The sequence below is a fragment of the Pseudomonas sp. 203-8 genome, from assembly GCF_020708595.1.
GTDB classification, from domain to species: Bacteria; Pseudomonadota; Gammaproteobacteria; order Pseudomonadales; family Pseudomonadaceae; genus Pseudomonas; species Pseudomonas aeruginosa.
The window spans coordinates 310,888-331,988 of the sequence record NZ_JAJFDF010000003.1; the positions used below are offsets into that span (position 1 = coordinate 310,888).

The following is a 21,101-nucleotide window of genomic DNA, read 5'->3' on the forward strand; positions in this document are numbered from 1 at the left end:
ATCTTATTTTAAATACCCACGAAACATATAAAAACACACACAGCGAAACACTTCGGAAAACCAACGCAAGGTGGAAGTGCAATGCGTGACCGTGAATCCATTCTCATCGCTTTTCTCTCTTTCCTGACGATAAGACTGCATGGCAGCAGTTGACTGCCCTTGAGTCGACGGCACTCCGTATTTCCATAACGGTTTTTCCGGGCAAGGCGCCTCGACGCTTGCCGCTCGCGTGAGCGAGCCGGTGGGCGGCGGACGACTGGCAGAGCCCGGGAAGACTCGGTCGCCGTCTTCGCGAAAAACCAAAAATCCTTCATTTAGCCGAAGAAGCCGGCAGATGGACTCATTTTTTCGAAAAAAGGCGATTGCCAGAATGTCCCAGAACTCCCTGCTCGACCTGTACGCGCACCCGACGGTGGTGGCCCGCTTCAGCGAAATGGCAGCGCTTCATCCCCATCGCGAAGCCATCAGGGACCGTTTCGGAAGTGTCGACTATCGGCAACTCCTGGATAGCGCCGAACAACTTTCAGACTATCTTCTCGAGCATTATCCGCAGCCGGGAGTTTGTCTTGGAGTGTACGGCGAATATTCTCGGGAAAGCATTACCTGCCTGCTCGCCATACTGTTATCCGGCCATCACTACTTATATATAGACCTGAAACAACCGGCGGCCTGGAATGCAGAGTTGTGCCGGCAGGTCGACTGCCGCCTGATCCTCGACTGCTCGACCACGCCGACGCCCGCCAACGGTCTTCCCTGCGTCCCGGTCAGGCACCTGCCTGCCGCTCCAGCCTCGGTCGCCCGGCCATGCTTCGCGGCGGACCAGATCGCCTACATCAACTTCTCCTCGGGCACCACCGGCCGCCCGAAAGCCATCGCCTGCACCCACGCCGGCATTACCCGCCTGTGCCTGGGCCAGTCGTTCCTCGCGTTCGCTCCGCAGATGCGCTTCCTGGTGAACTCGCCGCTGTCCTTCGATGCGGCGACCCTGGAGATCTGGGGTGCGCTGCTCAACGGCGGCTGCTGCGTGCTGAACGACCTCGGCCCCCTCGACCCGGGCGTGCTGCGCCAGTTGATCGGAGAGCGCGGAGCCGACAGCGCCTGGCTCACCGCCTCGCTGTTCAACACCCTGGTGGACCTCGACCCGGACTGTCTCGGCGGCCTTCGCCAGTTGCTCACCGGCGGCGACATCCTCTCGGTGCCGCACGTGCGCCGGGCGCTGCTGCGGCATCCGCGACTGCACCTGGTGAATGGCTACGGACCGACGGAGAACACCACCTTCACCTGCTGCCATGTCGTCACCGACGACGACCTCGAGGAAGACGACATCCCCATCGGCAAGGCCATCGCCGGCACCGCGGTGCTCCTGCTCGACGAGCACGGACAGGAGATCACCGAGCCCGACCGGGCCGGGGAGATCGTCGCCTTCGGCGCCGGCCTGGCGCAGGGTTATCGGAACGATGCGGCGCGCACCCGCGCCAGCTTCGTCGAGTTGCCCTATCGCGGCCGCCTCCTGCGTGCCTACCGTACCGGCGACCGCGCTCGCTACGACGAGCAGGGCCGGCTGCGCTTCATCGGCCGCGGCGATGGCCAGGTCAAGCTGAACGGCTATCGCCTCGACCTCCCCGCCCTGGAACAGCGCTTCCGCCGCCAGCCGGGCATCCTCGACTGCGCCCTGCTGGTCCGCGAGCGCAACGGCGTCAAGCAACTGCTCTGCGCCTGGACGGGAAAAGCCGACACCAGCCCGCAGGCCCTGCTCCGCCAACTGCCCACCTGGCAGCGCCCGCATGCCTGCGTCCGGGTCGAGGCCTTGCCCTTGACGGCGCACGGCAAGCTGGACCGCGCCGCCCTGCTGCGCCGCCTGGAAGAACCGCTGGAGCGCTGCGCCAGCGCGCTCGATCCCGACCAACGCGGCTGCGCGCAGCTGTGGAGCGAATTGCTGGGTTGCGAGGTCGGCGCCGCCGACCAGGATTTCTTCCTCTGCGGCGGCAACTCGTTGCTCGCCCTGCAACTGGTCGCCCTCTGTCAATCGGCGGGTGCGGGAGCAAACCTGGGACTCGCCGACTTGCAGGCAAACTCGCACCTCGACCAGTTCAGCCGTCTCCTGCGCAGCCACGGCCTGGCGCCGGAGCGTCTGCTGGAACGGGCGGCGACGCCGGAGCAGCCGCTGGTGCTGTCGAGGAGCGCGGCATGAACGTCGGTCTCTCCGCGGAGGTGCGCTACCACTGGTTCCGCGAGCACCTGGTGGTGGTCGGCGATTGGCACCGCCTGTCCCCCTCCGAGCGCGACCGCCTGCGGCACCAACCGATGCCGGATGAGGCCGCACAGTCCTTGCGCGTCGACCTGTCGCCCTGGTCCTGCGGGATGGTCTTCAGCGAGCTGCTCGGCGCCGACCTGACCCGCTTCGGCCTCTGCTACCTGGCTCCGGCCGAGGTGCCGGCATCCGACCTGACGCGCCTGGGACGGCGCCTGCGCGAAGAGTTCCCGTTGCTCGACAGCCAGGTGGACAGCGGCGCGGAAGGTTTCGAACTGGTCGTCCACGGGCGGCCCGAGGACAGCCCGGCGCTGGAAGTCGGCCCCTTCGCCGACGAAAACGCGCTCATCGCAGCGCTGCTGCAACGCCCGCATTCCCTGTTCGAGCGCGGCCTGCTGCGACTGTTCCACGGGCGCTGCGGAGGACGTGCGCGCTGGGGCGTCTGGCTGCATCACCTGGTCGCCGACGCCGACTTCGCCAGCGTGCTGCTGGCCCGCCTGGCCGTGCTCAACGCCGACCCCACGACCGAAGCGGCGGCCCCCGAGTTCGGCTTCCTCCAGCAGCAATGGCGCCTGGAGCGCCAGCTGCGCGAGCGCAGGACCAGGCTGGAAGACTACTGGAGCGAGCGCGGCGAGGCGTTCCGCGAACTGGCGAGCCTGCCCTGGGCGGAGCGCGCCAGACATTGCGAGGATTTCCGCTTGGCCGCCACGCCAGGAGGCGGCGAAGCCGCCCTGCTGACCCGGCTCGCCTGCGCCCTGGCTCTCGCCCTGGCCAGCCAGGGCGCCACCGGCAAGGTCCTGGCGCTGACCCCGGTCAGCCTGCGCAGTCGCCGAGGCACGGCGGTTTCCGGTTGCTGGCTGAACCTGGTGCCGCTGTTGCTGGACGCCGCGACCGCCGAGGACACCTTCGAACGACACAGGCTCGAGGCCTTCGAGCACAGCCTGCTGCCGGCGGAGGCCATCGCCGAACGGGCCGGGCTGCGCTATGCCGACGCCCAGGTGATGATCAATGTCATCGACCAGCCATTCCGCAGCGCCGGGTTCATCCACCGGCCGACACTGAAGAGCCGCCTGCCGCTGACCCTGACCCTGGTCCGGCGCGACGACGGCGGCTGGGACGCCAGCCTGGCCAGCCGCTTCGGCCGCGAACGGACCCTGGCGCTGGCGGCGGCCATGGCCGAGGCGCTACGCCCATGCTGATCCTGCTGCCTGACTTCATCGGCCACCCGAGCTGCTTCCGCGGGCTGCTGGCACGCCTCGGCGCAACGGACTGCCGGCTGGTCGACTACCACCGGCTGGATGCCTACGCCAGCATCGAAGCCCTCGCCAGCCAGGTACTCGACGGCCTGGCGGAAGAACCGGACTGGCTGATCGGCTATTCCTTCGGCGGCCTGGTCGGCTACGAGATGACCCGCCAGTTGCCGGCCAGCCGCCTGCTGATGATCGACAGCCACCTGCCCTGGCCGGCCCTGCGGCGAATGCCGCCGAGCGAGCAATACCAGCGCTGGCTGAGCGCCGAGATGCGCGAATGGATCGCCCTGATGAGCGAGCTTGGCGAACTGCGCGAAGAGGTCCTGCTGCGCAATGTCGAGCTGTTCGGCCGCTGGCAGCCCCGCCATCGCCTCGCCCGCGCCAGCTGGGTGCGTTGCCGGGACGACGCCGGCCGCGACCCGGCCGCCGAACGCTGGTGCGACCTGATCGAGCGGCTCGACACCTTCCCCTGCGAGCGTCCGCACCACCTGGCCCTGCAGGACCCGGCGGTGATCGATTTCATCGTCCACACCGTCAGCAAGGAGTCCGTCCAATGAAACACTATCGGCAGGTGGTATCCCCGCAATTGCGCCAACAGGCGCTGGACTGGATCCTCGCCGCGGCGCAGCGGCCGGACCCGGCGCTGGAACCGGAATTCGACATCGCCGACGACGAGCGCCGCGAGGCGAAGAAGGTGCGCAACCTGCACCGCCACGACCCGCTCTTCTGGGACGACTGGTTCGCCCGCTCCGGGCTCGACGCGCTGGTCCGCGACCATCTGCGCAAGCCGCGCCTGCTGCGCCACGCGGCGTTCATCAAGCGCCACGCCGACGAGTCCTACATCCCGCTGCACCAGGACATCGCGCTATGGGAGAAGCGCTACGAAAGCGCGCAGACCTTCTGGGTCGCCCTGACCCCGTCGCGGAACGACAACGGTGGGATGTTCTATTACCCCGACGACCGCACCATCTTCCCCCACGAGTTCGACCTCGCCTACCCGATGTTCAAGTGCATCGACCTCCAGGCCAACGGCATTTCCCGCGAGCAACTGGTGGATGCCGAGCTGGACGCCGGCGATGTCCTGGTCTGGCCCGCCCGCACCGCACATGGCAGCCACAACAACCGCAGCGGCCAGCTGCGCATCGGCATGCCGATCGTCTTCGTCGAGGACGACGAATTCCACCAACTGAATCGAGAGGACAGCATGAAAACCTGGATCGCTTCCAACCTGAAAAGCGTGTTCCCGGACGAGGCAATCACCGAGGACAACCTCGACCACTATCTTCCGCAGCTGTGCGACTACTCGCTGAAGATGGTCACCTTCCTCGCCCGTTTCTCCCGCCAGTTCGGTCATGCGCCGAAGATCCACGACTTCATCAGGGAGCCGCGGCTGGCGACGCTGTCGGCCTCGGACGCGGGAGCGAGACGATGATCCGGGTCATCGACTGCACCCTGCGCGAGGGGTGCCAGGCCCGCCAGTGCAGCTTCGACAGCGCGCAGTCGGTCCAGCTGGCGAGGGAAATCGCGGCGCTGGGGGTGGATATGATCGAGTGCGGCCACCCGCGGATTTCCGCGGACGAACGCGAGCGGGTACGCGCCGTGGTGGCGGCGGTTTCCACGCCGGTGCTGGCCCACGCCCGGGCGCGCCGGGAGGATATCGACGCGGTGCTGGAAACCGGTGCCCAGTGGGTCGGGCTGTTCGCCTCGATCAACGCGATCTCGCTGGAAACCAAGTTCAAGGGCATGAACCGCGAGGAGGTGCTCGAACTGTTCCACGACGCGATCCGCTACGCCCGCGAACGCGGCCTGCGGGTCCGGGCCACGGTGGAAGACGCCGCGCGCACCTCGGTCAGCGACCTGGTCAGCATGATCGCCACCGCGCGCGACGCCGGCGCCGATCGCATCTGCTTCGCCGACAGCGTCGGCATCCTGCTGCCGGACGAGACCTTCGACGTGCTCTCGCTGCTGCGCCACGAGTTCCCCGACGTGGTCTTCGAGTACCACGTGCACAACGACCGCGGCCTGGCCCTGGGCAACACCCTGGCGGCGATCCAGGCCGGGGTCCAGTGGCACTCGGCGAGCTGCAACGGGATCGGCGAACGCGCCGGGATCACCGACACCTTCCAGTTGCTGACCCTGCTGCATACCAAGTTCGCCGCCGACCGCTTCAACCTGAAGAACGTCCTCGCGGTCTCCGAGCTGGTCGAGGCGCACAGCCGGATCAAGCGTTCACCGATGCACCCGGTGGTCGGCGAGAACGCCTTCGTCCATGTCGCCCGCCTGCACCAGTTGGCCATGCAGGAAAACCAGGACGCCTACAGCGCCTTCGATCCGGAACTGATCAACGGCCGCGTCTCGCTGCAACGCTACACGCCGATGCACCGCCAATCCCTGTTCCTCACGCCTTTCGAGAAATCCGCCAGCGAACTGAAGTACCACCGCCACGGCCCCGGCAAGCGCTTCGTCATGCTCGACCGGCGCCTGCTCGACGGCTCGCCGTTCTACTTCATCGCCCGCCAGTTCCACGACGTCGGCGACGGCGGGCCGGGCCACGTCGACAGCCACGTGCACAACTGCGACTCGGTGTTCCTGTTCCTCGGCAGCGACGAGGACTACCGCGGCCTGGAGGTGGAAGTCCTGCTCGGCGGCCAACTGCGCCGTTTGCAGAGCCCGGCCAGCGTGTTCATCCCCGCCGGCGTCGAGCACAGCTACCGCTACCTCGGCGGCAGCGGCACCTACATCAATTTCGTCCACAAGGGCGATTACCACGAGAGCCTACTGGAGATTACCCAATGAAGCAGTTCGACAAGCACGCAGACGCCTACAACGTGGTCCGCGGCAAGATCGCCTATCCGGATTCGCTCTACCGCAACCTCGCCGAACGCGCCCCGGCACGCGAAGCGGCGCTGGACATCGGCTGCGGCAACGGCGTCTCGACCGTCCGCCTGCAACCCTGGTTCCGCTACGTGGAAGGCAGCGACCTGGGCGAGGCGCTGATCGCCAAGGCCCGCGAGAACTACCCGGAGATCCGCTTCAGCGTGTCGCCGGCGGAAACCTTCGCGCCGCAACGCCGCTTCGACCTGGTCACCAGCGCCACCTCCTTCTACTGGATGGACCGCAAGCAGGTGCTGACGCGCATGGCCGACTGGCTGACCCCCGGCGGGCTGTTCTGCGCCTACAAGTACGACTTCCCGATCGCCTACGGGCCGCTGCGCGACTTCATCGAGCACGAACTGGTGAACAAGTGGGCCAAACACCGTGATCCGCGCCTGACCCGCTATGACGACACCCTGGAGATCATGGGCAGTTGCCCGCACCTGCGCGACTGCCGCCGCGAAGTGTTCGCCAACATCATCTTCCTCAGCCCGGAGGAGGTCGCGCTGTTCTTCCTCTCCACCAGCTACGTGACCCGCTACATCGAGCAGGAAGGCGGCGAAGACTACGCCGACCGCTTCATCGCCGCGGTGCGCGAGATCGAGAGCGCGCCGCAGGTGGCGGTGAACTTCGACATCCACGCCTTCACCGCGCTGAATCGCTGAGGAGCCGGCATGAGCAGCCTCCCCGTACCCGTATCGCTCGACAGCACCCTCCGCCATCTCGGCAGCGCCGACCCGCGGCGGCCGTTCCTGATCGACGCCCGCGAGCCGGAGCGACCGCTGGAATACACCTGGGGCGACGCCGACCGCCAGGTCGATGCCCTCGCCGAGCAGATCGCCGCGCATGCCTGCCGCAGTGTCGGCGTGCTGCTCGACAACAGCTACCGCAACCTCTGCCTGATCTATGCGGTCATGCGCGCGGGCAAGCATCTGGTGCTGATCGATCCCGAGTGGGGGGAGGCCGCGAAGCAGGCCATCGTCGACGAGATGCGCCTGGACGCGCTGGCCAGCGAACATCCGCTCGAGGGCGCGCTGGCCGGGCTGCGCCTGGCGCTGGACTTCGAGCGCAGCGCGACGCGCCGGCTCGACCGCGCCGCGCACAGCCACATGATCCTGTTCACCTCGGGCACCACCGGCCAGCCGAAAGGCATCGAACTCAGCCAGCAGGCCATGCTCCATGCCTACCGCATCGGCCGCGACTGCCTGGGCATCGGCGAGCACACGCGCTCCGGTTGCTTCTACCGGATCAGTGGCCTGGGCATCCTCGGCATCAATTTCCTCTTCCCGCTGCTGTACGGCGGCAGCGCGGTGCTCCTGCCGCTGCACTGCTGGGCCGACAGCGAAGGCTTCTGGGAATGCGTGGAACGCTTCGGCATCAGTTTCCTCTACCTGGTGCCGCCGGTGGTCAACCACATGGTCAAGGAAGGCTCCCCGCCGCCGCGCCGCTTGCCGTTGCAGCGCCTGCTCTGCGTCGCCGGCTCGGCGCGCCTGGACGCCGACCTGCAGGCGGCCTTCCAGCGCGACTACGCGGCGCTGGCGAACATCTACGGCCTCAGCGAGTGCGGCTTCGCCTTCCTCTTCGGCAAGCGTCGCGGCGATGCGTTCGACAACTCGGTGGGACCTGCCGTCGGCCTGGAACTCAAGCTGACCGACCCCGACGGCCGCCCGCTGGAGGGCAGCGGCGAACGCGGGCGCCTGTGGGTGCGCACGCCGAGCCTGTTCTCCGGCTACGTCAACCGCCCCGACCTGACCGCCCAGGTGCTCGAGGACGGCTGGCTGAACACCCAGGACCTCGCCTACTTCGACGAGGACCGCTGCGTGCACGTCCTCGGCCGTTGCGACGGCACCATCAACAAGGGCGGCAACCTGTTCCACCTGAATGAATGCGAAAGGGCGCTCAACGGCCTGGACGAGGTGATCGACGTCTGCTGCCTGAAGGTCGACTGCCCGCTCTATGGCGAAGACTATGTCGCCGTGATCCACACCGCGCCGCAGGTCGAGTTCGCCTTCCTGCCCTGGCTCCAGCAGCAGCTCGGCACCCTCCGCGCGCCACAGCGCGTGGTGCTGTCGCACCAGGCCCTGCCGCTGAACGGCGCCGGCAAGCACGACCGCCGTGCGCTCGCCGCCCTGCTGCAACGGGAAGCCTCGTGATGTGCGGCATCCTCGGTTACGTCGGCACCGGTTTCAGTGTCTCGCGCTTCGCCGGAGCGCTACGCCTGCTGGCCCATCGCGGCCCGTTCGGCGAGGGCATCGCGGCCCTGCCGAACGGCGCCATCGGCATGACCCGCCTGCCGATGTCCGGCGCCGCGGCGGTACCGCTGCCGCCGCAGGAGGGCCAGCGGCGGGTCGCCTACAACGGCGAGGTCTACCAGGCCGGCTGCGAAATCCATGGCGAGATCCGCCTGCTGCTCGACGGCTTGCAGCGCGGGGTACTGCCGGACGGCATGTACGCCCTCGCCAGCTGGGACCCGCAGACCCGGCAATTGACCCTGCTGCGCGACGAGTTCGGCATCAAGCCGCTGTACTACAGCTACCAGCCCGAGCGCGGCCTGCTGGCCTTCGCCTCCGAGCCGCGGGCGGTGCTGCACCTGCTCGGCGGCGCCCGCGCCGACGCCGAGGCGATCGCCCAGGTGGTCGCCGCCGGCGTGCCGCTGGAAGGCCAGACCCTGTTCCAGCAGGTCCGTCTGCTGCTGCCCGGCGAGGTGTTGCGCTTCGATCTCTCCCAGGAGCGTCCGCGCCTCTGCCAGCGCCAGCGGCTGGCCACCGCCCCGGCCAGCGAGGTGGACAGCCTCGACGAGCAGCTCGGCGAAACCCTCGAACGCTGCCGCCAGACCTTCCGCCCCTGCGCCCTGCTGGTCAGCGGCGGGGTCGATTCCAACCTGCTCGGCAGCTACCTGGACCCGCAGTTGCAACGCTTTCACCTGTGCCTGGAAGGCGACGAGGAAAGCCTGCTGCCACACCCTCGGCTGCAACGCTTCGAGCTGCGCCAGGAAGCCTTCATGCCGCTGCTGCGTCGCGCGGTCGGCAACTTCGGCGGGGCGACACGGATGTCCAGCCTGCTGATGTACCAGCGCCTGGCCGACGGTATCGGCGAGCAGGGCTATCACTGCGTGCTTCTCGGCGAAGGCGCCGACGAACTGTTCTGGGGCTACCCGCGCCATCTCGAACTCTGGCGCCGGCGCGACGCACCGGAACCGCGGCGCTTCGCCGCCGCCTGGTTCGGCGAGTACCGGCGCAAGGCCGCGCTGCTGGCGGAACCGGCGGGCCGACGGGTCGCCGAGCGGATCGAGGAACTCGCCCACGAGGCCCTCGGCCAGGGCCTCGAGGCGGCGATCGGCCAGTTCGACCTGCACTACTCGCTGGAGCCGCTGCTGCGCCGCGCCGACCATCTGCTGATGTCGCGCACCATCGAAGCGCGCACCCCCTACCTGCATGGCGCCCTGGCGCAGCGCGCCGGGCGCCTCCAGCGGATCGTCGGCGACACCGCCAAGGCACCGCTGGTGGCGCTCCTGGAGCAGCGCGAGAAACGCTGGCAGGCGCAGCCGAAACGGCATTTCCGCCTGCCGTTCGAACGTTGGCCGCAGGCCCTCGGGGAAATGCGCCGGCACCTCGCCGAACGCCTGCCGGCGCTCCACGACCTCGGCCTGGAAGGCCTGGATGCACCGAGCGTCGCGGCGCTGCCCGGCGACCAGTTGTTCACCCTCACCACCCTGTCGCTCTGGCAGCAGGAATACGGAGCCTCGCTATGACAACCATCCATCGTCGCCCCGCGCCCTGGCGGGGCAACGCGGTGTTCTGCGCTTCGGCCGCTTTCGCCGCCGGCCTGGAAACGCTGTTCGCGCGCCTGCTGGAGCGGCGTCCCGCGGATAGCGCGGAGGCTCTCCTGCGCCAGCGCCTGCATCACGAACTGGAGCATGGAAGCGGCGTGCTGCTGCACGATTCCGCGCTGCTGCGCGGACTCGCCGAGGACGAATTCCAGCGGGTGTTCCGCGCATTCTGCCAATGGCTGGGACGCACCGTGGCGATCAACCGCAACGGCGAGTACCTCAAGGAAGTGCGCGACCTCGGCCTGCGCGACGCCCGCGACGCGCCGCAGCGCGGCCACCTGACCAGCCAGGAACTGGCCTTCCACTCCGATCGCGCCGACCTCACGGTGCTCGCCTGCTGGTCGCCGGCACGCCGGGGCGGCGCCTTCCGCATCCGTTCCTCGGCCGACGTCCTCGCCACCCTGGAAGCCGCCAATCCGGCCTGGCTGCCCCTGCTCGGCCAGCCGATCCCCCACGACCTGCGCGACGAAGGCGACGCCGACTACGCGCTGGTGCCGCTGCTCACGGAAACCCCGCGGACCTTCGTCTTGCGCTATATCCGCAAGTTCAACGAATCGGTGACGCGCCACGGGCTAAGCCTCGCCCCGCAGGTGCGAAGCATGCTCGACGGCCTGGACGAGGCGATCGAACGCGCCGACGGCTATGCCGAACTGGACTTCAGCAAGGGCATGCTGGTGCTGGTGAACAACCACACCACCCTGCACGCGCGCACCGAGTTCAGCGACGACGAGCGGCAGCGCCGCTGCCTGCTGCGCTGCTGGCTGAGCAGCGAGTTCACCCGCGAACTGCCGGAAAGCTTCCTGCCGCTGTTCCACCAGGTAGCCGCCGGCAGCCTGCGCGGCGGCATCCGTCCCCTCGCCCAGGAGCCCCGCCCGTGAGCGACAACACCTTCAGCATGCAACGCTTCCGCGCCCTGCCGACGGAAATCCACGTGATGCTCGTCGGTACGCTGCTGACCCGCGGCGCCTACTTCATGGTCTGGCCGTTCCTGGCATTGCTGCTGTGGCGCGAGTTCCGGCTGTCCGCCAGCGCCATCGGCCTGCTGCTGGCGCTGGCGACCGTCTGCGGCGCGCTCAGCGGCATCTACACCGGCTGGCTGTCGGACCGTTTCGGGCGCAAGCGCCTGATCTTCTTCGGCACCAGTCTCAGCGGACTTTCCTTCGTGTTGCTGGGCTTCAGCGGCCAGCCGCTGTCCTACGGACTGGCGATCTCCGGGGTGAGCATCGGCTGCGCCCTGCTCGAATCCAGTTGCAAGGCGCTGATCGGCGACCGCGTCGAGGATCGCCGCTCGCGGGAACTGGCGCTCTACTGCCGGTACTTCCTGATCAACCTCGGCGCCGCCCTCGGCCCGCTGATCGGCCTGACCCTCGGCGTCGCCGCCCAGGCCGGCACCTTCCTGGTCACCGCGCTGGTCTACTTCTGCTACGGCCTGCTGCTCTGGCGCCTGCTGCACCACCTCGAACTTAAGCGGCGCAGCCTTGCCCCGCGATCCTCGACGGGGTTCCTCGAAGCCTGCCTGAGCATGGCCCGGCATCGCGCCTTCACCCTGCTGTTGCTGTGCAACATGCTGGCCGCGCTGATCTACGCCACCTTCGATTCGACCCTCGTGCAGTACCTCACCCGCAGCGGTCTGCCCGACGTGGTCAACAGCATCGCCCTGCTGGTGACCATCAACGCGCTGACCATAGTGGTCGCCCAGTTTCCCCTCCTCCGCCTGCTGGAAAACACCGGCACCGGCGGCCGCCTGATGCTCGGCATGCTGCTCATGCTCCTGGCCCAGCTAGGCTTCGCCTGGACCCCGGTGACCCTGTTCGCCGGCCTGGCGCTGGCCACGGTGGTGCTCAGCCTCGGCGAACTGATCGTGTTCCCGACCTTCAGCGTGGAGGTCGACCAACTGACCCCCGACGACTTGCGCGGCAGCTATTTCGGCGCGGCCAATCTCTACAGCCTCGGCACCGCGCTGGCACCGCTGTACGGCGGGATCATGCTCGACCATGCCGGCAGCCAGGCGCTGTACCTCGGCCTGGCCGCGCTGTGCGGGGTGATCATGCTGCTGCAGGTCGGCGCGGTCGGCCTGCGCCAGGCCGAGCGGGCCGGCGGATGAGCGGCGCGCTGCTGGTCTCGGGATTTTTCCTGCGCCGCTCCGCCTGGTCCGTGGAAGGCGCCGGCTGGCGAAGCTGCGACCATCTGCGCGACGCGCCCGGATGCGACCTGGCGCATTGGCTGGACCAGGCCGCCGCCACGCTGGCCGGCGAGGAGCGGGTGATACTCTGCGGCCACAGCTTCGGCGGCTACCTGGCGCAATGCCTGGCGGCCCGCCTGGGCGAGCGCGCCGCGCACCTGTACCTGTTCAGCGCGCTGGTCAGCGAGGGCGGCGGCGCGCTGGAAAGCTACCAGGACAGCGGCCAGGACAATCTCCTCGGGCTATGCCGCCTCGACCCGCTCGGAGGGCGGGTCCGCCTGGAAGACCGCGCCGGCTTCCTCGAACTGCTCGGCGCCGAGGTGCCGACCAGCGCCAGCGAACCCGCGCAATTGCTGATCGACCCGCCGCGGCAGGTTCGTCCAGCCTGCCCGGTCACCTACGTTGTGGCGGCCGCCGACCGGCTCAGCCCGCCGCCGCTGCAACGTACCTTCGCCCACCGCCTGGACGCGCGAGTGCGGGAATACCCGGGCGGGCACCTCGCCGCACTGGCGGACCCGCGCTTCCTTCGCGCCCTTATCGAATCTAATAATTAGATAGATAAAGCCAAAAATACGCGCTTTTTTATCGCAATGATCTGACGGATGATGACCCCATCAACCGCCCGCCCCCCTCGCGCAAACGAGCGGCGACGGGCCCAATGGAGATCCGATCATGATCGAACGTCGTCCCTTCGACCGTCTGGGCCATGCCAACCACGGCTGGCTGAACGCGCGTCATCATTTTTCCTTCGCCGACTACTATGACCCGGAGCGCGAGGACTGGGGCCGCCTGCGGGTCTGGAACGATGACGAGATCGCCGCCGGCAGCGGCTTCCCGCCGCACCCGCACCGCGACATGGAGATCATTACCTATGTCCGCGAAGGCGCGATCACCCACCAGGACAGCCTGGGCAACAAGGGCCGCACCGAGGCCGGCGACGTGCAGGTGATGAGCGCCGGTACCGGCATCGTCCATTCGGAGTACAACCTGGAAGCCGAGACCACCCGGATCTTCCAGATCTGGATCATCCCGGACCGCCGCGGCGACCAGCCGCGCTGGGGCTCCAAACCGTTCCCGAAGGCCGAGCGCGACGGTCGTTTCGTCACTCTCGCCAGCGGCGACGAGCAGGACAGCGAAGCGCTGCACATCCGCGCCGACGCCGAGGTCGCCGCGGTGACCCTGAAGGCCGGCCAGAGCGCCGAGTACGCCCTGGAAAACGGTCGCCGCGCCTACCTGGTGCCGGCCACCGGCAGCATCGAGGTCAACGGCGTGCGCGCCGAGGCCCGCGATGGCCTGGCGGTACGCGACGAACCGACCCTGAAGGTCACCGCCCTGGAAGACAGCGAAGTGCTGCTGGTGGAAGTGGCCTGACCCGACAGCCCCTCGCCCCCACGGGCGAGGGGCTGCTTTCGTTGCGCCCCAGCCTCTCTCGACGCAGCGGCGTTATCCGCCGCAACGCCTCCGGCCCTGCCGACTGGGTTCTTCCCAGCTTCACGCTTCGCGCTCACACTACCCGCAGAAGAATTCGAGAGGCTCCGCCATGCGTGAACTGCAACCCCTGCTGGAGAACCACGGGCTACTCCTGCTGTTCCTCAACGTGCTCTGCGAGCAGGCCGGGCTGCCGATTCCCGCCTACCCGGCGCTGATCGTCGCCGGCGCGCTGGCCATGCAGGGCGTCGGCGCGCCGCTGGGCGTGGTCCTGCTGGTGGTGGTGCTCGCCTGCCTGCTGGCGGACGTCGCCTGGTACCTGGCCGGACGCCGCTACGGCGGCTTCCTCCTGCGCAGCATCTGCAAGGTCTCGCTGTCCCAGGACAGTTGCATCCGTCAGAGCCAGAACATGTACCTGCGGGTCGGTCCGAGGGCGCTGCTGATGTCGAAGTTCCTGCCCGGCGCCAGTGCGTTGTCCACCACCCTGGCCGGCATGACCCGCACCCACCTGCGCCGCTTCCTCGCCTACGACGCCGCCGGCTCGGCACTCTGGGCCGGTTCCGCGCTGCTGCTGGGGGTGATCTTCAGCGATGCGGTAGACCACCTGCTGGCCCTGCTCAGCGACTACGCGGCCATCGGCGCGCTGCTGATCGCCGGCGCCTTCGCCGCCTTCATCGCCTGGAAGCTCTGGCAGCGCCAGCGCCTGCTGTCGCGCAGCCGGCGGATTCCGCGAATCAGCGTGGAGGAACTGGAAAACCTTCGCGAACAGGGGCAATTGCCGGTGATCCTCGATGTCCGCGCCCATCACGAAGACGAGCCGAGCGGCATTCCGGGAGCCATCCCGGTGGAGCTGAACGTGTCGCTGAAGGACCTCCCCGGCGACCTCAGGGACGCCAGCATCGTCATCTATTGCGCCTGTCCCCACGAACTTTCCGCCGCGATGCTCGCCCAGCGCCTCAACGCCTCCGGCTTCACCCGCACCTGGGCGCTGGCCGGCGGCCTGGACGCCTGGCGCAAGGCCTACGGGCAGGTCGTGGCGAACGCCTGAGCGACGCCCACCGGGTTCAGCCCAGGGCCTGCACCGCCGCGCCGCCGGCTTGCCGCTGCGGCGCCGGCGAGGAGAACACCAGGTAGCCGTCCTCGACCTTGCCGTAGCGCAGCAGCGCCAGGTCGAGGACGTAGTTCTGGTAAAGCTTCCAGGGCATCCGGTCGCCCTGCTTGGGCATGCGCTCGGCGGCGCGCTGGATGTAGCCGGAGTCGAGGTTGAGGAAGGGCTCCTCGCGCACGTCGCCGGTGCTGTCGCGGGCGGTCACCTGGCGCATGCCGGTGGCATCCATGTGATTGATCAGGCGGCAGAAGTATTCGCTGGAGAGGTCCGCCTTGAGCGTCCAACTGGCGTTGGTATAGCCGACCACCGCCGCCAGGTTTGGCAGGTCGCGCAGCATGATGCCGCGATAGCCCATGCTCTGGTTGACCTGGAACGGCTTGCCGTCGACCGCCAGCTCGGCGCCGCCGAACATCACCAGGTCGAGGCCGGTGGCGGTGACGATGATGTCCGCCTCCAGCACCTCGCCGGTCTTCAGGCGAATGCCCCGCTCGACGAAGCGGTCGATGTGCTCGGTGACCACCGACGCCTTGCCCTTGCGCAGCACCTTGAACAGGTCGCCGTCCGGCACCGCGCAGACCCGCTCGTCCCACGGCTTGTAGCGCGGGCTGAAGTGACGCATGTCGAAGCGTTTGCCCAGTTGCAGGCTGGCCAGCTTGAGCAGGGCCTTGCGGACCAGGCCGGGGAAGGTCCTGGCGAGCATGAAGAAGACCATCTGCATGGTCACGTTGCGCGCCCGCGCCTGGCGGTAGATCCAGGTTTCCGGAAGGAAGCGGCGGAGGAAATTGGAGATCGCGTCCTTCTGCGGCAGGGTGATCACGTAGGATGGCGAGCGCTGCAACATGGTGACGTGGGCGGCCTTGTCGGTCAGCGACGGCACCAGGGTCACGGCGGTCGCGCCGCTACCGATCACCACCACCTTCTTGCCGCTGTAGTCGAGGTCCTCGGGCCACAGCTGCGGATGGACGACCTGCCCGGCGAAGTCCTCGCGACCGACGAATTCCGGGGTATAGCCGGCCTCGTAGCGGTAGTAGCCGGTGCACATCAGCAGGAACTGCGCGGTCATGCGCAGCGGCTCGGGCTCGTCGCCGCGCTGCACGTCGAGGTTCCAGCGCGCATTGGCGGAATCCCAGTCGGCCCTGAGCACCCGGTGGCGGTAGCGGATCTTCCGGTCGATGCCGTTCTCCCGTGCGGTCTCCTCGATGTAGCGGCGGATCGACGGACCGTCGGCGATGGCCTTGGGATCGCTCCATGGCTTGAAGTTGTAGCCGAGGGTGAACATGTCCGAGTCGGAACGGATGCCGGGGTAGCGGAACAGGTCCCAGGTACCGCCCATCGCCGCGCGCCCTTCGAGCAGGGCGAAGCTCTTGCCGGGGCAATGCTTCATCAGGTGGTAGGCGGCGCCGACGCCGGACAATCCGGCGCCGACGATGAGTACGTCCAGGTGTTCGACAGGCATAAGGTTCCTCGATCGGCGGAAGCGTCCAGCCGTCTGCTGGGCTGATGCCCTCCACCCTACAGAGGGGATGCCGCGCGGGTATCCCAACCTTCGTACTGCGATATCCGCAAAGTATGGACCCAGGCGTGGGAATCACCCATGCCGGCGTACCGGCATGGGTCGGGCGCTAGGAGGCGCGGGAAGGTTTCTCCGGGGTCTCCGCCGCTACCGCGCCACGGTCTTCCAACTGGTCGGTCTGGAACAGCGTCTCCAGCTCGACCCGCGCCTCGCGAGCGCTTTTGATCAGCGCGTCGCGGTCGTTGTAGAACAGGTGCTGGGAGGCCAGGACCTCTTCGTCGTGCCGGCGGAAACGACGGATCCGCGCGTCCGCCTGTTCCTCGCTCAGACCCAGGCCGCAGAGCACCATGCGGCTCATCTCCAGGCTGGAGAAGAAGGTCTCGCGCACCGGCTCGACCCCGGCGTCGAGCAACAGGTGGACGTGCTGGCGGTTACGCGCGCGAGCGATGATCTTCAGGTGCGGATACAGCTTGCGCACGCGCTTGGCCGTCTCGATGTTGGTCTCCGGGTCATCGGTGGCGATGACGAAGAACTCGGCCTTCTCTACCTGGGCCGCGCGAAGGATCTCCGGGCGCATCGGGTCGCCGTAGAAGATCGGGATCGCGCCGAGGGTACGGGTCAGCTCGATGGTCTCCACCGAGGTGTCCAGGGCGATGAACGGCACGCGCTGGGCGCGCAGCACGCGAGCGACGATCTGGCCCATGCGGCCGACCCCGGCGATCACCACGCGCGGGGTGTCGTCGTTGTCTATGCGTTCCATTTCCGGCGGCGGCTTCGTCGCCTCCGGCTCCTTCGCCAGCAGGCGCGCGAGGCCGAGTACCAGCAACGGGGTCAGGGCCATCGACAGGGTGATGGAAAGCACCAGCAGGTTGTGCAGGTCGTTCTGGAACAGGCCCTGGTCTCGGGCCATCTTGAACACGACGAAGGCGAACTCGCCGCCGGCCGCCAGGACCACGCCCAGGCGCAGCGCCGAGGCCTTGTCGAGGCCGCCGGAAATGCGTCCGACGAAGTACAGCACCGGCGCCTTCAGGGCGATCAGCAGCACGGTCAGACCGAGCACCATCCACGGCGACTTGAGCAGCAGGCTGATGTCCGCGCTCATCCCCACGCTGATGAAGAACAGGCCGAGCAACAGGCCCTTGAACGGCTCGATCTGCGCCTCCAGTTCGTGGCGGTACTCCGAGTCGGCCAGCAGCAGGCCGGCGAGGAAGGCACCGAGGGCCATGGACACGCCGGCCAGCTCCATCAGCAGCGCGGTGCCCATCACCACCAGCAGCGCGGTGGCGGTGGACATGTCCTGCAGCTTGGTCTGGGCGACGATGCGGAACACCGGGCGCAGTAGATAGCGGCCACCGACCACCACCGCGGCGATGCTGCCGACCACCTTGAGGGTCTGGGTCAGTTCGCTGCCGCCGGCGTCGCTGTGCGCACCGCTGAGCAGCGGGATCATGGCGATCAGCGGGATCGCCGCGATGTCCTGGAACAGCAGGATGGCGAAGGCCAGGCGGCCATGGGGCTGGGTCAGTTCCTTGCGCTCGGCGAGGATCTGCAGGCCGAAGGCGGTGGACGACAGCGCCAGGCCCAGGCCGAGCACCACCGCGCTGTTCACCGGCTGGTCGAAGCCGACCAGGGCCACAGTGCCGATCACCAGGCCGGTCAGCAGCACCTGCAGCAGGCCGACGCCGAACACCGACTTGCGCATCACCCACAGGCGCCGCGGCGACAGCTCCAGGCCAATGATGAACAGCAGCAATACCACGCCCATCTCGGAGATCTGCGCGACGCTTTCCGGGTTGTCCACCAGGCCCAGCACGCTGGGACCGATCAGCACGCCGGCCAGCAGGTAGCCGAGCACCGCGCCCAGTTGCAGGCGCTTGGCCAGCGGCACCATGAACACCGCCGCGATCAGGAAGACCACGCCGGACTGGAGAAAACTGCTTCCGTGTTCCACGCTCAACTCCCGCTGGCGGCGCTGGCGCCGAACCGGTCGCGGATGGTGGCGATGGTCTCCACATCCATGGCGATATAGGCCTGCTTGACGAAGGCGTCGTAGGGTAGTTCGTCGCCCAGCGGCTGCAGGTAGCGGGTGCAGTAGGCGAAACGCACGAACAGCGAGCCGGGTTCCGGCTCCTCGATGGTCATGTCGAGGCTGCCGCCGGCCACCTCGGCGCTCGGCTTGATACTGTAGTGGGCACTGTCCGGCGCCTTCAGCACGACTTCGTCCTCGACCACCAGACCCGGCAGGTACAGGCGCCGGTGCAGGCGGTCGCCGTCATCGACGAGGATCTCGAAACGCTCCAGGCCGACGACGAAATACTGTGGCTCGCGCGCACGGCAGACCAGGCCTTCCCAGAGTTGCAGCCGGTCGAGGACCGGCAGGTCGACAAGTGTCCGGTCGTTGACCTGGACCAGGTGTTCGAATTGCATGTGGCTCACTTCCTGTTCGGTGCATGCGATAGGCGAGTTCTGACCGGCGATGGGTGCAGAAAGTTTTCCCGCTGCCGGCGAATCGCCAGGCCGCAGGTCCACAACGATCGCCGACAGGCATTCGAGGACGCCGCCGGGGCACCCGGCGGCACATCGACCTCACTCGGCGTCGATCTTCCAGGGAATCGGCGGAGCGCTCAAGCGCGGCCCTTCCAGGGCGTCGAGCCGGCCGAAGCGGGCATCCCCCTCCTCCCAGGCCTTCTGCGCCCGGGCGATCTCACCCTTGCTGTGGCCGACGAAGTTCCACCACATGAAGATCTCCGCACCGAACGGTGCGCCACCCAGCAACAGCACCCGCGCGCCAGGGTCGAGTTGCAGTTGCAGGCCGTCGCGGCCGTCGCCCAGGTAGGCCAGTTCGTTCACCGCGAAATGCTCGCCGCCCACTTCCAACCCGCCTTCCAGCGGCAGCAGGCCGTACTCGAAGTGCGGGTCGAGCGTCAGTTGCAGGGTCGAGGCGTCGTGGCAGGCCAGGTCGGCACCGAGCAGCGGCGAGTAGAGCCGGCACGGCGCCTGTCGCCCGGCCAGCGCACCGGCCAGCAGGGTGAAGGTGACCCCCTGCTCCTGCCAGCGCGGCAGGTCGGGATGATGGTCGAAGGCCGGGGCGATGTCGCGCTGCTCGTAGGGCAGCGCGATCCACAACTGCGCGGCGTGGGCGTGGCGCTCGTCGGGCAGCGACTCCTCGGTGTGGGCGATGCCATGACCGGCGGTCATCAGGTTGACCTGGCCGGGGCGGATCACCTGGACGTTGCCCAGGCTGTCGCGGTGCAACGCCTCGCCCTGGATCATCCAGGTAAAGGTCTGCAGGCCGATGTGCGGGTGCGGGCCCACGGCCAGTCCGCCGCCAGGTTCGAATTCGGCGGGACCGGCATGGTCGAGGAAGCACCAGGCACCGATCATCCGACGCTGGCGCGACGGCATCAGCCGACTGACGGTGATCCCGCCGCCGATTTCCGCGGCACGCGCGGTGACCCGTTGCAGCAGGTGTTCGCGGCGCTCCGGACAGTCCCGCGAGGAGGACAGGTCGCAACGCTCTTCGGTATTGCTCATGTTCAGGCTCTCCGGTGACGAGGCATTCAACCGCGCAGGCGGCGCACCCATAGCTGCAGGGCCTGCAACTGCTGCTGGATCAGCTCGCGCGCCTTGTCGTCGAGCAGCCGGCCCTGGGCGTCGAAGGCGTTCTGCGCGCTGGAGATCATCACTTCCGGCTTGTTCAGCGGATGAACGTCGAGGAACACCAGCGTCTGGCGCAAGTGATACTGCGCCCGCGCGGTGCCGAAACGCCCGGCACTGGCACCGAGGATCGCCGCCGGCTTGCCGGAGAACGGCTGCTCCGGCGGCCGCGAGGCCCAGTCGATGGCATTCTTCAGCACCCCGGCCATCGAATAGTTGTATTCCGGGGTGGCGAACAGCAGCGCGTCCGCCGCGCGGATCTGCTCGCGGAAGCGTTCCACCGCGGGCGGGAAGCCGAGGGCGTAGACGTCCTCGTTGTACAGCGGGATGCCGGAGATGTCCGCCAGCTCGATGCTCATGCCCGGCGGGACCAGGCCAATCGCCTCCTGCAGCGCCGCGCTGTTGTAGGAGCCGCTGCGCAGGCTGCCGGAAATGCCCAATACCTTGATGTCGTCGCTCATGCCGTGCTCCTCGATGTGTGTGCGGGGTTCAGTCGCGTAGCTGGCTGCTGACGCTGACCTCTCCGGAGAGTACACGATGGATCGGGCAGGCATTGGCGATCTCCAGCAGACGCTGGCGCTGCTCGGCGTCGAGATCGCCGGCCAGGCGGATGTCGCGGCGGATATGGGTGAAGGGCTCCGGCTTGGTGCGTTCCTCGACGATGTTCAGTTGCACGTCGATACCCTCCAGCGGCCACTCCTTGCGCTGCGCGTACATCGCCACAGTGATCGCCGTGCAGGCGCCCAGCGCCGAGAGCAGGATCTCGTGCGGCGAGGGACCACTGTCGCCGCCGCCGAGGGCGGCCGGCACGTCGCTCAGCCACTGGTGGCTGTCGTCGCCGAGGGTCACGCGATAAGGGGTGGTGCCGAGGGAAGCGTTGACGACCTGGGTAGCCATGGGGTTTCTCCTGTGCATGGGGGGGCGTGCCGGAACCTCGGGTTCCGGCGAAGCGGCGTTCCGATGAAAACACCTGGACGGAAAACGACACAAGGCACCCGATGGTCGGAGT

The 21,101-nt window shown here is 68.0% G+C and carries 19 protein-coding genes; 13 read left to right on the forward strand and 6 right to left on the reverse strand.

Annotation, left to right across the window (positions count from 1 at the left end; genetic code table 11):
- Nucleotides 1-370 precede the first annotated feature (370 nt).
- From LJF27_RS08215 to LJF27_RS08275, 13 genes are all read left to right on the forward strand, one after another.
- A complete protein-coding gene (locus tag LJF27_RS08215) occupies nucleotides 371-2,191 on the forward strand; it encodes a non-ribosomal peptide synthetase (RefSeq protein ID WP_023116684.1) in 1,821 nt (606 codons plus the stop codon).
- Entirely contained in the window at nucleotides 2,188-3,450 is a 1,263-nt protein-coding gene (locus LJF27_RS08220; RefSeq protein ID WP_023116685.1) for a hypothetical protein, read from the forward strand. The genes LJF27_RS08215 and LJF27_RS08220 overlap by 4 nt, the downstream gene beginning before the upstream one ends.
- On the forward strand, nucleotides 3,444-4,058 hold the full coding sequence (locus LJF27_RS08225) for an alpha/beta fold hydrolase (RefSeq protein WP_016253705.1): 615 nt from the start codon (nucleotides 3,444-3,446) through the stop codon (nucleotides 4,056-4,058). Before LJF27_RS08220 ends, LJF27_RS08225 begins: the two co-directional genes overlap by 7 nt.
- The gene (locus LJF27_RS08230) at nucleotides 4,055-4,933 is read left to right on the forward strand and encodes a phytanoyl-CoA dioxygenase family protein (protein ID WP_003082507.1); all 879 of its coding nucleotides are present in this window, start codon (nucleotides 4,055-4,057) and stop codon (nucleotides 4,931-4,933) included. Before LJF27_RS08225 ends, LJF27_RS08230 begins: the two co-directional genes overlap by 4 nt.
- On the forward strand, nucleotides 4,930-6,297 hold the full coding sequence (locus tag LJF27_RS08235) for a 2-isopropylmalate synthase (protein ID WP_003086676.1): 1,368 nt from the start codon (nucleotides 4,930-4,932) through the stop codon (nucleotides 6,295-6,297). The genes LJF27_RS08230 and LJF27_RS08235 overlap by 4 nt, the downstream gene beginning before the upstream one ends.
- Nucleotides 6,294-7,040 (forward strand): class I SAM-dependent methyltransferase, encoded by a 747-nt coding sequence (locus LJF27_RS08240; protein WP_003112447.1) that lies wholly within the window; start codon nucleotides 6,294-6,296, stop codon nucleotides 7,038-7,040. Before LJF27_RS08235 ends, LJF27_RS08240 begins: the two co-directional genes overlap by 4 nt.
- 9 nt (nucleotides 7,041-7,049) lie before the next feature.
- On the forward strand, nucleotides 7,050-8,528 hold the full coding sequence (locus tag LJF27_RS08245) for an ANL family adenylate-forming protein (RefSeq protein ID WP_003159809.1): 1,479 nt from the start codon (nucleotides 7,050-7,052) through the stop codon (nucleotides 8,526-8,528).
- Nucleotides 8,528-10,126, forward strand: a complete 1,599-nt coding sequence (locus LJF27_RS08250; protein ID WP_023116686.1) for an asparagine synthetase B family protein — start codon at nucleotides 8,528-8,530, stop codon at nucleotides 10,124-10,126. The genes LJF27_RS08245 and LJF27_RS08250 overlap by 1 nt, the downstream gene beginning before the upstream one ends.
- Entirely contained in the window at nucleotides 10,123-11,082 is a 960-nt protein-coding gene (locus LJF27_RS08255; RefSeq protein ID WP_003082503.1) for a clavaminate synthase family protein, read from the forward strand. Before LJF27_RS08250 ends, LJF27_RS08255 begins: the two co-directional genes overlap by 4 nt.
- On the forward strand, nucleotides 11,079-12,308 hold the full coding sequence (locus tag LJF27_RS08260) for an MDR family MFS transporter (RefSeq protein ID WP_016253707.1): 1,230 nt from the start codon (nucleotides 11,079-11,081) through the stop codon (nucleotides 12,306-12,308). Before LJF27_RS08255 ends, LJF27_RS08260 begins: the two co-directional genes overlap by 4 nt.
- A complete protein-coding gene (locus tag LJF27_RS08265; RefSeq protein ID WP_023089985.1) occupies nucleotides 12,305-12,940 on the forward strand; it encodes an alpha/beta fold hydrolase in 636 nt (211 codons plus the stop codon). Before LJF27_RS08260 ends, LJF27_RS08265 begins: the two co-directional genes overlap by 4 nt.
- Nucleotides 12,941-13,058: 118 nt before the next feature.
- Nucleotides 13,059-13,757, forward strand: a complete 699-nt coding sequence (locus LJF27_RS08270; RefSeq protein ID WP_003086661.1) for a pirin family protein — start codon at nucleotides 13,059-13,061, stop codon at nucleotides 13,755-13,757.
- 169 nt (nucleotides 13,758-13,926) lie between these two features.
- Entirely contained in the window at nucleotides 13,927-14,862 is a 936-nt protein-coding gene (locus LJF27_RS08275; RefSeq protein WP_003112452.1) for a DedA family protein/thiosulfate sulfurtransferase GlpE, read from the forward strand.
- A 16-nt stretch (nucleotides 14,863-14,878) separates the two neighbouring features.
- On the opposite strand, the gene LJF27_RS08280 is transcribed toward LJF27_RS08275, so the two are convergent.
- From LJF27_RS08280 to LJF27_RS08305, 6 genes are all read right to left on the reverse strand, one after another.
- The gene (locus tag LJF27_RS08280) at nucleotides 14,879-16,378 is read right to left on the reverse strand and encodes a flavin-containing monooxygenase (protein WP_023116687.1); all 1,500 of its coding nucleotides are present in this window, start codon (nucleotides 16,376-16,378) and stop codon (nucleotides 14,879-14,881) included.
- Nucleotides 16,379-16,544: 166 nt separating this feature from the next.
- Nucleotides 16,545-18,386 (reverse strand): glutathione-regulated potassium-efflux system protein KefB, encoded by a 1,842-nt coding sequence (gene kefB, locus LJF27_RS08285; RefSeq protein ID WP_003112454.1) that lies wholly within the window; start codon nucleotides 18,384-18,386, stop codon nucleotides 16,545-16,547.
- Nucleotides 18,387-18,388: 2 nt separating this feature from the next.
- Nucleotides 18,389-18,862, reverse strand: coding sequence for an SRPBCC family protein (locus tag LJF27_RS08290; RefSeq protein WP_003082488.1), 474 nt, complete (start codon nucleotides 18,860-18,862; stop codon nucleotides 18,389-18,391).
- 159 nt (nucleotides 18,863-19,021) lie between these two features.
- On the reverse strand, nucleotides 19,022-19,969 hold the full coding sequence (locus LJF27_RS08295; RefSeq protein ID WP_003145400.1) for a pirin family protein: 948 nt from the start codon (nucleotides 19,967-19,969) through the stop codon (nucleotides 19,022-19,024).
- A gap of 26 nt (nucleotides 19,970-19,995) precedes the next feature.
- Nucleotides 19,996-20,553 carry an NAD(P)H-dependent FMN reductase gene (locus LJF27_RS08300; protein WP_003082483.1) on the reverse strand — a complete coding sequence of 186 codons (558 nt, stop codon included), beginning with the start codon at nucleotides 20,551-20,553 and terminating at the stop codon, nucleotides 19,996-19,998.
- A 28-nt stretch (nucleotides 20,554-20,581) separates the two neighbouring features.
- Nucleotides 20,582-20,989 (reverse strand): OsmC family protein, encoded by a 408-nt coding sequence (locus LJF27_RS08305; RefSeq protein WP_003112456.1) that lies wholly within the window; start codon nucleotides 20,987-20,989, stop codon nucleotides 20,582-20,584.
- Between the last annotated feature and the right edge of the window lie 112 nt (nucleotides 20,990-21,101).